Origin of the sequence: Mesorhizobium sp. 131-3-5 (assembly GCF_016756575.1) — a bacterium.
Taxonomy (GTDB): domain Bacteria; phylum Pseudomonadota; class Alphaproteobacteria; order Rhizobiales; family Rhizobiaceae; genus Mesorhizobium; species Mesorhizobium jarvisii.
Map to the genome: position 1 here is coordinate 144,760 of NZ_AP023256.1, position 12,989 is coordinate 157,748.

The 12,989-nt window shown below is 59.8% G+C and carries 10 protein-coding genes and 2 pseudogenes; 9 read left to right on the forward strand and 3 right to left on the reverse strand.

Annotated elements, in window-relative coordinates; translation table 11 throughout:
* Window positions 1–54 precede the first annotated feature (54 nt).
* Both JG747_RS36300 and JG747_RS37475 read left to right on the forward strand, forming a co-directional pair.
* Window positions 55–577: pseudogene (locus tag JG747_RS36300) on the forward strand (NADPH-dependent FMN reductase); the annotation flags it as partial.
* 99 nt (window positions 578–676) lie between these two features.
* A complete protein-coding gene (locus tag JG747_RS37475; RefSeq protein ID WP_236952535.1) occupies window positions 677–1,003 on the forward strand; it encodes a YybH family protein in 327 nt (108 codons plus the stop codon).
* 714 nt (window positions 1,004–1,717) lie between these two features.
* Here JG747_RS37475 and JG747_RS37750 read toward each other — a convergent pair.
* A complete protein-coding gene (locus JG747_RS37750) occupies window positions 1,718–2,287 on the reverse strand; it encodes a helix-turn-helix domain-containing protein (RefSeq protein ID WP_317452366.1) in 570 nt (189 codons plus the stop codon).
* A gap of 353 nt (window positions 2,288–2,640) precedes the next feature.
* Between JG747_RS37750 and JG747_RS36315 the strand changes: the two are divergent.
* The 5 genes and pseudogenes from JG747_RS36315 to JG747_RS36335 all read left to right on the forward strand — a co-directional run.
* A pseudogene (locus JG747_RS36315) lies at window positions 2,641–2,848 on the forward strand (aldehyde dehydrogenase family protein); the annotation flags it as partial.
* A gap of 241 nt (window positions 2,849–3,089) precedes the next feature.
* Window positions 3,090–4,379, forward strand: coding sequence for an Nramp family divalent metal transporter (locus tag JG747_RS36320; RefSeq protein WP_020629218.1), 1,290 nt, complete (start codon window positions 3,090–3,092; stop codon window positions 4,377–4,379).
* Window positions 4,380–4,385: 6 nt separating this feature from the next.
* Window positions 4,386–5,282, forward strand: a complete 897-nt coding sequence (locus tag JG747_RS36325; RefSeq protein WP_019864034.1) for a DUF6328 family protein — start codon at window positions 4,386–4,388, stop codon at window positions 5,280–5,282.
* A gap of 47 nt (window positions 5,283–5,329) precedes the next feature.
* Window positions 5,330–6,430: a DUF2252 family protein gene (locus JG747_RS36330; RefSeq protein ID WP_020629219.1), complete on the forward strand. Its 1,101-nt coding sequence runs from the start codon at window positions 5,330–5,332 to the stop codon at window positions 6,428–6,430.
* 292 nt (window positions 6,431–6,722) lie between these two features.
* Entirely contained in the window at window positions 6,723–7,223 is a 501-nt protein-coding gene (locus JG747_RS36335) for a DUF6894 family protein (protein ID WP_019864037.1), read from the forward strand.
* A gap of 110 nt (window positions 7,224–7,333) precedes the next feature.
* Here the strand turns inward: JG747_RS36335 and JG747_RS36340 are convergent, their stop codons facing one another.
* Together JG747_RS36340 and JG747_RS36345 are read right to left on the reverse strand one after the other, a co-directional pair.
* On the reverse strand, window positions 7,334–7,531 hold the full coding sequence (locus JG747_RS36340; RefSeq protein WP_027047930.1) for a hypothetical protein: 198 nt from the start codon (window positions 7,529–7,531) through the stop codon (window positions 7,334–7,336).
* Between the two features lie 1,113 nt (window positions 7,532–8,644).
* Window positions 8,645–8,944, reverse strand: a complete 300-nt coding sequence (locus tag JG747_RS36345) for a DUF1236 domain-containing protein (protein WP_064982366.1) — start codon at window positions 8,942–8,944, stop codon at window positions 8,645–8,647.
* Window positions 8,945–9,475: 531 nt separating this feature from the next.
* Between JG747_RS36345 and JG747_RS36350 the strand changes: the two genes are divergently transcribed.
* Window positions 9,476–10,573, forward strand: a complete 1,098-nt coding sequence (locus JG747_RS36350) for a glycosyltransferase family 4 protein (RefSeq protein WP_019864041.1) — start codon at window positions 9,476–9,478, stop codon at window positions 10,571–10,573.
* Between the two features lie 193 nt (window positions 10,574–10,766).
* Window positions 10,767–12,935, forward strand: coding sequence for an amylo-alpha-1,6-glucosidase (locus JG747_RS36355; protein ID WP_019864043.1), 2,169 nt, complete (start codon window positions 10,767–10,769; stop codon window positions 12,933–12,935).
* The last annotated feature ends 54 nt before the right edge of the window (window positions 12,936–12,989 follow it).

Below are 12,989 nucleotides of genomic sequence, written 5' to 3' on the forward strand. Positions count from 1 at the left end.
GCCAGCACGCCCCCGTTTGTCGCTGGTCAGAAAAAGCCAGGGATTGGAGCCATCATGTCGATCAATGTCGCCGTCTTTGTAGGTAGTCTGCGCAAGGCTTCGTTCACCCGCATGGTAGCCAATTCGCTGATCGAACTCGCGCCGCCGGGCCTGGCTTGTCGGCTGGTCGAAATCGGCGACGTCGCCATGTTCAATGACGATCTGGAAGGCCAGAAGCCAGCGGCATGGGAGCGACTACGGCGCGATGTTGCCGGCGCTGATGCCTTTCTATTCGTGACGCCCGAATACAACCGTTCAGTCCCTGCCTGCCTGAAGAATGCGCTGGATGTCGCCTCCCGCCCGGAAGGCAAGAACGCCTGGGCCGGCAAGCCGGCCGCCATTGTCAGTGTTTCGCCCTACAAGATGGGCGCCTTTGGTGCCAATCATGCGCTGCGCCAAGCGCCTCGATGTTCCAGCCATGCAGCAGCCGGAAGCCTACATTGGTGATGTCGCCGCCTTGCTCGACAAGACCGGCAAGCTGAACAACGACAAGACCAAGGCCTTCCTCGGCAAATTTATGGCCGACTTCGAGAAGTGGGCTACGGCTCTTGGTAGATCGGACACCGATGGCGGCTTCGAAGACTTCATGGCGCGGCGCGAAAAGATTGCCGCGGCCTATTCGACCGGAGATGCGAGCATGCTCGATACGATCGTCGCGCGCAAAGGCACGGCAACCTTCTTCCCCCCTACCGGTGGTTCAGTTTCCGGCGCCGCAGAAGTCGCCGCGCGCTATGACGGCGACGCAAAGGCGTTCTCGCTCGGAAACGAAACAAAACTGAAAGTGTTGCAGGCCTCTCAGGACGTTGCGTTTTGGACCGGTTTTCAGGACTTCGAAGGCATGATTGACGGACATCCCGCCAGCTTGAAGCTGCGCGTCACCGAAATCTTTAAGCGCGATGGCGGCGAATGGAAGCTGATCCACCGGCACGCGGATCCCGCGTTCGCCTCGTCCAAGCCGAAATAGCCGAAGGCTGTCGCTTCGATCAGGTCGGCCTGCAGCTTGGTCAGTTGCTTCTCGGCTCATTCGACAGCATACCGAGTTGTCGGACAAAGAGGCGTTGGAATAGCGGAAACTACCGACATCTCGCCAAAGCAGGCTAAGGACCTGACCGCCGAACACGGCAAAGAGAAGGCCAAAACCGAAGCCGCGAAGTTCAAAGCCGAAAGCTAAGGATGATGTGCCGTAGGTCTGGAGCCGCTGATGCGGCGATTGCCTGCCTCCTGCTTCACGCAGGGCCCCATCGACCTCTCGAACGGGCGGATTTGGCCGACGGACAGCTGAAGTCTCGGCCGCGTATGCCGCAAGGAGACACGCCGGGAACACCAACGCCGCGCCATTGCCGCCGCGCTACCTGAGCACTTGCGAAGGCGCGCATTTCCTCAGTCTTTCGACGCGCACGAGAGCACTTACATAATCGGCCTGCCTACCCAAACCCGGCGGTCGCGTCGTCTACGCCTTCGACGACCTTCAGGCCTGGGTGCAGTGCGGTGCAAAGACGTCGCCCGCAATGGTAAAACGGGAGCGGCTGATCGCTTCGTTTGTCTGCTCGGCGAAAAGGGCAAGGTGCTTTTGACCTTCTTCACCGCGCAGTGAGTATCTCCGGCATCGCCAGCTCCAACATTTTCTCGGGAACGCCGCTACGACTGCTACTCCCGTGAATACCTGAAGGATTGCGGCTCAAGCTTTGCCTTCCAGCGGCGCTTTATTCTGGTCTTTATAGGATTTCGCAGCTTCCTCGATCTTGCGCCAATCGTTTCCGTGACGGCGCACAAGTTCTCGCGCTTGGGCCGGCGAAATGTCATGCATCTCGACGATGTGTTTGACCTCGGCATCTTCACCCTTCAACGGTCGACTGCGTCTCTTTTGCAACGATCGCCTCGACAATCCTTCGTCCGCCATTGGTGCCTCGGCCGGGCGGCCTCCAGTTTCAGGCAATGGCAGGCCTGTGGCGGCCGCTGCCAGCAAAGGGCCGCCGACCATGAACGTGACGCCGGCGGACTCGAAGGCTTTGCGGACCGCTACAATTCTTTCCGCGCGCAGGATGCGCCGACCGCTCTCAAAGTCGCGTATCGTGGATTCGCTTAGGTTGGACTTCGCAGCCAGGCGGGCCTGGGACCAGTCCAATAGTGCGCGAGCTGCCCGGCAATACGCCGGGGAAAACTCCTGCCGGCTGGCATCCACACCTGGCTCGGTTTCTTTTGACTCCGTCATGCATGATGAACATTCGATAGGGCTAAAACGTTCCATGACGCGATCCAGTGGGTGAGGTGCTATTCAGGTTCAAGGTTCCCACGGTAAATGGCGTTCGCATCGTCCATCATCCGCTCGATTCACTGGCAACATCTTCCTGACGTCAGATTGACCGCGGCGCAACGCCGGGGCCTTGGCCCTCGGCGACGCCTGACGATGCCTTCGCCAAATCCCGAACCGCCGCCGGTGACGATGGCGACCTAGCCAGCAAGTCTCATATCTGTTCCTTCGTCGCCGGCAACGTCCGGCGAAGTCGCGCTTGTTGCACAGTCCGATTATCCGAACGACCTTTTAGCTTTCCTGGTTTGAGGTCGCCGGTGGCGGGAGCGATGGTCGCGGCGGAATTCGTGTGGACGCCGGCGCGGTCCGGCCAGGAGATGCAGGCGCTGAACCGCGCGACGGGCGAGGTGATGGCCACCGTGCCGCGCGGCGGGGCGGCCGATGTCGACGCGGCGGTGGCCGCCGCACGCGCCGCCTTCGAAGGACCGTGGTCGAAAATTCTCGCCCTATGAGCGGCAATGCGTGCTGTTGCGCATCGCCGATCTGTTCGAGACGCATTAGGAAGAGCTCAGCGTGTTCCTGGGTCTGGCTACCCACAGCGGGTAGAGAATCAGCATGGGTCATGAGTTGGTATGGCAACTCGAGACCGAAGTTGCGGTTCGGTGCAGATGGGTAGACTGGACCTGGCTCACCAAGGACACAGTGCGCCGGCATCTGCAACTTTTGCTAATGCAGCGAGATTTTATTTGGCCTACGGACCTTTGCTCAAGGTAGCTCGTTAAAGGCAAGGCGACAGCCCATGAACAACGTCAAGAACAGCCCGGTCGTCAGGCCGTCAAAACCACGCCTCCTTGGAGTGCTCGGGCCGGGCCTCGTCACCGGCGCGTCCGACGATGATCCGAGCGGAATCGCAACATACTCTCAAGCGGGAGCCCAATTCGGTTTTGGGCTGACTTGGACTATGCTGTTCAGCTACCCGCTTATGGCGGTCGTCCAGGAGATCAGTGCCAGGATCGGTCGCACGACCGGACGCGGCATCGCTGGTAACATGCGCAAATACTATCCGAACTGGCTGCTTCAGTCGGTAGTCCTCCTTCTGCTCGTAGCCAACACCATCAACATCGGCGCCGATCTCGGTGCCATGGGCGACGCGTTGAAGTTGATTGTCGGAGGACCGCCCCTGGCGTATTCGGTGGCCTTCGGTGCCATCTCGGTCATCCTTCAAATTTTCCTGAAATATACGCGGTACGTCTCCGTTCTGAAGTGGCTGACCCTATCCCTTTTCGCCTATTTCGCCACGGTCCTGGTGGTGTCCGTCCCTTGGGCCGACGTCGTGAAGGGGCTAATCCCCAAATTCACTGCCGACGCCAATTTCTGGACATCGGTGGTGGCGATACTCGGCACGACCATCAGCCCATACCTGTTCTTCTGGCAGGCGTCGCAGGAGGTCGAAGACGAGAAAGCCAAGCCAGAGCGCCAGCCACTGAAGGACGCCCCGGAGCAAACGGAAAACGCGGTCGAACGCATCCGCCTCGATACCTATGTCGGCATGGCCTTTTCGAACATCGTGGCGCTTGCCATCATGATTACCGCCGGCGCGACCTTACATGCTCATGGTGTGACGGACATCCAGTCCACGAGTCAGGCGGCGGAGGCCCTTAAACCCGTCGGGGGCAACTTTGCCTTCGCAATCTTCGCCGTTGGCGTCATCGGCACAGGGCTTCTGGCAATACCCGTGCTCGCGGGCTCGGCCGGCTACGCCTTGGGAGAGGCGCGAAAGTGGCCGGTTGGTCTCGACCGCAGGCCGCTCGAAGCCAAGGCCTTTTATGCCACGATCGCTGCCGCGACCGTCGTGGGGGTTGGCCTCAATTTCACGCCTATCAACCCAATCAAAGCCCTGTACTGGAGCGCCGTGGTCAACGGCGTGGTTGCCGTCCCCGTTATGGCCGTGATGATGGCGATGACCGCGAGGCCTGACATTATGGGAAAGGCCACCGTTCCTCTGGGGCTGCGCGTGGTGGGTTGGGTCGCAACAGTCGTGATGGCTGCAGCGGCCGTTGTTATGATTGGACAACTCATCCGAGGTTGAGAAGAGGTGACGCCCGACAAGAGAACCAAGCTGGCATTGGATGAATCGCGGACGCTGATGCTTGGCGCGCAGATTTTGCTCGGCTTCCAGCTTCAGGGACCCTTTCAGACAGCATTCTCGTCCCTGCCGTCCGATGCCAAAGTGATCTACGTCATCGCGTTGGGCCTGATGGTCCTCGTTGTCGGGCTTTTAATTACGCCGAGCGCCTACCATCGCATTGTCGAACACGGCGCGGCTGGACCGCGCGTTGATCGTTTTATTACCCGAGCCGCCGAAACCACACTCGCGCCGTTCGCTTTGGCGATGGCCCTGGACCTTGCTATCGCCGGGGAGGTTACCGGTGGAGTCTCTGTCGCCTTCGGTGCCGGGACTGCGGGGCTCGTTTTGGCGCTGACGTTCTGGTACGGCCCGATGGTTTTCAGAGCGGGGCGACAGGAGGGAGCATCAGCCATGCATCAAACGTCGACCGAGACCAAAATCGAGTATGCGATGACCGAAAGCCGCATTGTGCTGCCCGGGGCACAAGCCATGCTGGGCTTTCAATTGGCAATTGTGGTCACTCAAGGCTTCGCCGCCATGCCGCCGCTTGACAAAGCTTCTCATGGGATTGCCCTGGCGTGCGTTGCGTTGTCGACCGTCCTGCTCATGACGCCGGCGGCCTATCACAGGATCGTCTATGGCGGAGAGGCGGCGCCGGCGTTCTACACCGTGGCGAGCAGGCTGGTCCTCGCCGCAACTGTATTCCTGGCGGTCGGACTGTCCGTGGAGATGTACGTCGTGGTGAGCAAGATTACGGGGATAGCCGCAGTGGGCGTATTTGCCGCCGCCGTCTCAATAATTGTGCTGGTCGGCCTTTGGCATGTCTGGCCGCTGCTGCGCCGATGGCGGGAGACGCAGCCATGAACTTCTCGGATCGGCCAAGGTATCTGGAGCGGTTGCGCCTCCGCAAAATGGCAAAGTCGCAGCATGCATTCGTGCGCGGCAGCGCATGGCTGTTTTATGACTGGCTGAACAAGCATGATGAAGGATTGCCGCAAGGCCCCGCTGCCTGGATCTGCGGCGACTGCCATCTTGGCAACCTGGGAGCGCTCTCGGACCTGGAAGGCGGCGTAGCGATCCAGATCCGGGATTTTGACCAGACCGTCATCGGCAACCCGGCAGATGACCTCGTGCGGCTGGGCCTCTCGCTGGCTTCGGCCATCCGCAGTTCCGACCTCCCGGGCGTGACAACAGCGCACATGCTCGACAACCTCCTCGCCGGCTACATCAAGGCAGCGCCTTCGTCAGGCGCGCGGGGATCCGAGGACCTGCGAAAGCTGCTCAAACGCGCCGCGCATCGCCGCTGGCACAACCTCGCCCTTGAGCGATTTGAAGGACAACAGAAGCAGTTGCCGCGGAACCGTCGGTTTTGGCCCTTGCATCACCCCGAGCGCAGCCAGGTGCGCACCTTCTGCCAAGTTCTGGATATCTCAGGCCTAACTCCTGAGACGGAACAGCACGGCAAGAAAGGCTGGGAATTCATGGACGCGGCGTACTGGATCAAAGGATGCAGTTCGCTCGGGCATCTGCGCTTTGCGGCCCTCATGCGGGGCAAGCATCGCCGCATGGCGCTGCTCGACATCAAGGAAGCGACTGCTGCGGCCGCTCCCTCGGCACGGCGGGCACAGATGCCGGGCAATCATGCTGAGCGTGTCCGGGCAGGCGCGCGCGCCATGTCTCCAAACCTTGGCGATCGCATGGTGTGCGGTGAGATTGAGGGGAAGCCGGTCTTTGTAAGGGCTATATCGCCACGCGATATGAAACTCGAAATCGACCGGCTGACAAGTCGACAGACGCAGGCGCTTGCCCGCCACCTCGGTTCGATTGTGGGCGAAGCACACGCACGCCAGATGGACGTCGCCGATTGGCGCTGTTGGACCCGCGAACTGTCGCACGCGACTGGCGCGAACACTAAGACACCGTCGTGGTTATGGACGAGCGTCATTGACCTGCTCGCAACGCATGAGCTTGCGTATCTTGATCATTGCCGACGGTTCGCTCTCGCAAACTAAGCGGTTCTCTGGAAACGCGACGACGGGGGAACCTCCAAGTCGATGGTTAGTTCATCCCTGACTCATGACATGGGAGAAAACCGACATGACAACTTCCGACAAGAACCCTCAGGCCCCTCAATCCAAGTCTCCATCACGGCCTGCAACGCCATCGCCGTCCACACAGAAGGTCTCCGGCGCCGGGCCCGCCCTTTCCGAGCATTCCAAGGACGCCAAGGCGCCAAAGAGCGGGCGACAGCCTGGGGCGTATGTCAAGGACTGACCCGAAAGACCGATAGCGGTGGAGTATCCCATGCAGATTCTTGAAACGGTCGTCGAGAACGGACCTTTCCCGACAGTCCGCTTCGTGGGCGAAGGTGGTGAGGCGATTTCCGTCTCCCTGGCCTATGACAGCGCCCTCGATGACGTGCAATTGATTGCAAAGGCAAAGGTGCTGCTATTGCACGCCGCCGCGTTCGATGAAGACAGCGGCGCCGCAGACGCCAGTATGCGAAGTCAGCTGGAATCAGGCCGCGCCGCGTCTTATACCCTCGAGTATCAAGACAAGGGTCAAGTGCGAGAGCTCGCAGGCCTCTCGTTTCCCACGCTGCAAGCGGTCTTGGACGAATGCCGACGTTCTGCGGCCGACCTGTGGCAGGACGCGCTCTCGCGTGGTGAAACGCCTGTCGGTTGGGCGGTGCGGGCTAAGGATGCAAGCGGGGCGGTCGTCGCGACAGTCGATTACGAGGATGTTCGCGCATCAGATGACGCGAACGTGACTGGCGTAGCTGAGCCGACCCCCTCGAACTTATAGCCATATCGTGCCGATGCCCGGCGTGATGGTGTGCGCCAGCCGATCAGGGTGACGGAGGCTATGAGCGTGTGGAACGTCCCAGCTCCCGGCAAGATAGCGGGCGTTAACCGCTACAGCCGATCGAAATCAGTAAGCCCGAGACGTATTCGCTGGCCCTCTGCGTAGGCCAGGGCGAACGGCTCCAATTGGAATGATCGGGTTAGTTCCTCGTCGCCGTCGACCACGCGGACGAACCATTCTCCGCAGACTTCGATCACTTCAACGCAAGGGCTGACCTGATCATTGAGGCTTACGGTCACGCTATCCATCGCAAGCTCCTTAGAAAGCAATGGGGAAAACATCGATTTTTATAAGGCTCGCCCGCGGCCGGTTTCAATATCCAATGTGTATCGGAGCGTAGGCAAGGATGATCGGCGACAAGGCCTGGATAGAGGGATAACCCTTCCACCGAACAAGCCTGGAGTGGTCGAATCTGCGGAAATGTGAATCCCCAACCCATGGGCGGAACATTAGCACCGCGTAGCGGTTCTAATTTGGTTGGAGGCCTTCGAATCCCGGGTGGCTATGATGTCCGTATTGGCGTTTGAATTGGTCCATTTTGCCGGTCTGACGAGCAACGACCTGCTGGGCGGTGTCGTATCCCTGCTGGCGTGCCTCGTACTCTTCAACGTCATGGCAAAGGATAGCCCAAATCAATAGAACTTGCGCTCGGTGGGACGTTGATGCCGCATATTGTGCACCACAATACGGGCTTGACGAAATGCATGCTCGTGGCAGAAGCGTGTCCGAAGTGATTTTCGAGGCGATCAGTCGTGGCAAGTGGCCCGGCCCGCCTTCGGGCTGACACAGGATGACTAGCCGGGCCGCGCCGGCCCTTTGAGCCAGCCGGGCGAAGCGACGAATCTCACTCTCCTTGAGTCGGCTCTCAATAATAAATCGATGTACGATTTTACGGAGTTGTGATTGTCGGCATGGGTCTGACGGCGTTGCCCGACCCCAGTAGATTACCCTGAAACGACTTGCCTGCGCGGATCACGGTTCGAGCAATGGCGAACTGTGTTTTCCGTCTTGGTGTTCTCTTCTGGTTTTTTCCGATCAGCCGCTTGTCTCAAAGCCAATGCTGCCGCTGCCTCCCCCGTCGCTTCACAGTGCGCACCAACGACCTCTCGAACGGATGGATCTGGCTAAAGGACGACAGCTTGATCTGTTCCACGCGCTGCCGGGTGTTGTCGCTAGGGCCGGGAAATGCGTAGCGGCAAATGAGCCAGCGTTGCTTGCGAGGATGGGGATGAGGCCCGAAATGCGCGTAGGCTCCAGTAGGACAGGTCGGGCCAGAGCGGCAGAGGGTGGCCGCAAAGACTACAAAGCCTGCTGCCACCCCTTCAACTTCCGCCGCCCGATCAACGTCTGCCGTCTGCCGTTTAATCGTACACCTTGACGATCTTGCGCGTACCCGGATCGACCAGGACGGTCCGGTTGTCGATCACGACGTACCGGTATTTGACGTTGGGAACCTCATGCAGCTCAACGGTATCAGGTAAAGCTGTGCCAACATTGAGTTCCACGCCAGGAAGCTTTACGGAAGCCAACGGTTGCTTTTTCACATATTCCCGGATGACCGTGTCCTGTTCAGGCTGGATGACCACATCCTCTGCCGCGGCCGCACCGATTCCGGCTATGAGCAAGAAAGCCGCAGCGGCGGCACCGAAATGCATCCTCATGATTTTCTCCTTCAATGCTAGTTGAAGAGCACCTCGTCGGCGCTCACAAATCTAACCCAGAGGGCGTCGAACCGTTCCAGAGTCGGACTTTGGTCCCAAAATCGGGTCTACACCTGACCTGTTTATCGAGGCTGAGGAACCTGACTGTTATGGGTGGCGCCGCAGCCATCGAGATGACCGTGACCAATCGCGGTTTGGCCTCACATTCGATGGAATCCATTCGGGCCGGCCCACTCCGGACCGCCGGACCGGCGGACCGGCCCCTCCGGATTCGAAGCGAACCAATGCAGGCTTGGCCGCATTTTGGTGAAAATATACTAAGGCGTGCCCGAACACCTGGTGGCTTGCCTGAAGTGGGACTTTGCAGCGATCGCACCCGCGGCCGAGCCCTTGTGTGCGGTTCCCCTGCGTCAGACCGTCAGCCGTTACGTCTTTCGGGAACATATTAGCAATTCGAAAGTTTGCGGGCGAAAGGAGCGGCGCTCGCATGCCGTCGGCCTTGGCAAGTCTTAAGTCGCGGACGCACCTACAATGAAGATCGCCCAGATTGCACCTCTAATGGAGTCCGTCCCACCCAAGTTCTATGGGGGTACCGAGCGCATCGTCTCGTATCTGACCGAGGAGCTGGTTCGACAAGGCCACGAGGTGACGCTGTTCGCCAGCGGCGACTCAAGGACGTCGGCCGAACTTGTGGCGTGTTGCGACGCTGCGTTACGCCTGAGCCCTAAGGGAAGGGACCCCGTGCCGTGTCACGTTTCGATGCTTGAGCAGGTACGCAGATGGGCGGAAGCCTTCGATGTGCTGCATTTCCACGTCGACGTTCTGCACTTTCCGATCATTAGAGAATTTAGCAGGCGAACCGTTACGACCCTTCATGGCCGGCTTGACCTCCCAGACCTCGCACGGCTTTATGCAATGTTCGATGACATTCCACTGGTTTCGATCTCCGATGATCAGCGCCGGCCGATGCCCCCGGTCAATTGGCTCGGAACGGTCTATCACGGCTTGCCGCCTGGTATCCTGCCCTTCCGTGAGAAGGCCTCGAGCTATCTGGCGTTCCTTGGCCGCATCTCACCGGAAAAGGGACCGCTGGCCGCGATAGAAATCGCCGCCCGCGCAAGAATGCCGCTGAAGATCGCGGCCAAGATCGATTCGGTTGACCGCTCGTTTTGGAGAGAAAGCGTCGAACCACAGGTGCTTCGAAATTCAAATGTTGAGTTCATCGGCGAGATTAATGAGAGGCAAAAGGCGGAGTTCTTGGGCAATGCGGCAGCGTTGCTATTCCCGATCGACTGGCCGGAACCGTTCGGCCTCGTGACCATTGAGGCGATGGCCTGCGGAACCCCCGTGGTGGCGTTCAATCGTGGCGCCGTTCCCGAAGTCATTGATGATGGGGTGTCGGGATTTATCGTGAAGAATATCGCAGAGGCCGTGAAGGCCGTTCATCGCGTAGGTGACCTCGATCGAGCTCGGGTGAGGAGGACTTTTGAAAAACGGTTCACCGCCGAGCGCATGTGCGCCGACTATATGGCGATCTATCGCTCGCTCACGGGCGACAAGCAACGTTCCTTCCGACGTAGTAGCTATGCTGGAAACATAGCTGGTCAGGCGACTGAACCGGCGGCGTAAGCGATCGGCTGGATATCAAGTTTGATTGCTCAAAATCCAAAATTCGCCAATCATACCACCTCCAGTCGAACGACGCTTTTGCGTTCGGACCATGCCGCGCCGAGGCGGGCGGTGGTGACGAATTCGATGTCGGCGACGATCGACAAGCATGTGCCCTCAATGGGCAAAGTCTCTTTCGAACGGGAGAGCTGACATGATCGCTGAAACCGAAGATCGCAAGCTTGACCCAGCTGTGGCGCTGCCGGCGATCGATGAATCGGCGCCACGCGAGCCTCACAGGCAATTTGCGCTCAAGCATGAGGACTGCTTCATCGTCTCGGACAGCTACGGCGACATACGTGGCACCGGCGACGGTCTTTTCCGCGACGACACGCGCGTACTGTCGCGCTTCCGTCTGTTCATCGGCGGGCGCATTCCTTCCCTGCTTGGCGCCTCGCTGTCGCAGGACAACATACTGTTCACCGCCAATCTCACGAACTTGGCCACGACGGGTCCAGACGGTCGTGAAACGCTGCCGGGTGTCGTCCACGTCGAACGGACACGGTTCATCTGGCAAAATCGCATGTTCGAGCGGGTCACCTTCACGAATTACTCTGGGCGCGAAGTGCTCCTGCCTGTGAGATTCGACTTCGACGCCGATTTTCGCGACATGTTCGAGGTCCGTGGCACTACGCGCAGCCGCCGAGGTCACGCCCATGACGCGCTGATCGGCGAAGCAAGCGTCACGTTTCGCTACGAAGGGCTCGACAATTTGGCGCGCCAGTCGAATATTTCGTTCTCGACGCGGCCTGACCAGATCCAGTCCAACCACGCCGTGTTCTTCATTGTAGTGGGCAGGCGTGACGCAATGGCGCTGTTTGTAGAGGTTGGTCACGACGAAGAAGCCCCCTCCAGCGACCGCTTTCGAGCCGCTGCGGCCCGAGCACGATTTGCGATGCGCTCGAAGCGGCGGCAGGGCGCCACCGTCTTCAGTTCCGGCCGCGTGTTCAATGACTGGCTTACGCGCACGCGCGCCGACATCGCACTGCTGACCACCGATCTTGAGACCGGCCCGTATCCTTACGCCGGCATTCCATGGTTCTCGACCGCTTTCGGCCGCGACGGCGTCATTTCGGCCCTTCAGATGCTTTGGCTCAACCCGGCACTTGCCCGCGGGGTCCTGGCATTCCTTGCGCGCCATCAGTCCACTGAGACTTCGACATTCGATGATTCCGAGCCCGGCAAGATCATGCATGAAACGCGCAAGGGGGAAATGGCGGTGCTGCGCGAACTGCCGTTCGGCCGCTACTATGGCGGCGTCGATACGACCCCGCTCTATGTCTACCTCGCCTGCTCCTACGCCGATCGCACTGCCGATGAGCTGTTTGTCAATCGCATGTGGGATTCGCTCTGTGCGGCGGTCGGATGGATAGAGGATGTCGGAACGCGCAACGGCGAGGGCTTCGTGACCTATAGCAGGGCGGCGGACACTGGGCTTTTCAACCAAGGCTGGAAGGATAGTGCCGACGCCATATTCCATGCCGACGGCACGATCCCGAGGGGACCCATCGCGCTGGTTGAGGTGCAAGGCTATGCCTTTGCAGCCTACCAGGGCATGGCAGCACTCGCAGCCAGACGCGGCGACCCGGTGAAGGCAGCGCGATGGAGCGCTCTGGCGGAAAGTATCCGCAACGCAGTGGAGAGGCATTTTTGGATGCCAGACCAAAATTTCTACGCCTTGGCCATAGACGGGGAAGGTAAGCAATGCGCGGTGCGCGCTTCTAACGCCGGTCACCTGCTTTATGTCGGGCTAGCGTCGGCGGAGCGGGCGTCGTCAATAGCCGAGCAGCTCTTTTCGGGTCACCTCAACAGCGGCTGGGGCGTCCGCACCTTGGCCGACGACGAGGTGCCATTCAATCCGATGTCCTATCATAACGGCTCGATCTGGCCGCATGACACTGCCATCTGTGCCGCCGGGCTCGCCCGCTACCAAGAGCGTGCCGGCGTCGTGAGACTCATGAGCAGCATGTTCGAGGCCGCGGTTCGTTTTAACATGCGGCTCCCCGAGCTATTCTGCGGGTTCACCCGCGCGATTGGCGATGCACCGGTTGCCTATCCTGTCGCGTGTCTGCCGCAGGCCTGGTCCGCCGGCTCGGCCTTCATGATGCTGCAGGCCTGTTTGGGAATTCGGATCGACGGGTGGAACCGTGCGATCGAGGTCGACCGGCCACGGTTGCCAATAGGCATCGACAATATCGTCATTCGTCACCTGGCGGTTGGGGAGGCGAAAGTCGATCTCACGTTCGAGCGCGTCGGCGACCACATTGTTTGTTATCTCGACGAGCGCCATGAAGGGCTCGTGCCGCTGCTAGTGCGCTCCTAGCTGGGCCGGTCGCCGGAATTCCTTTGTACCCTGACATTCGAACTTAGGTGAAAA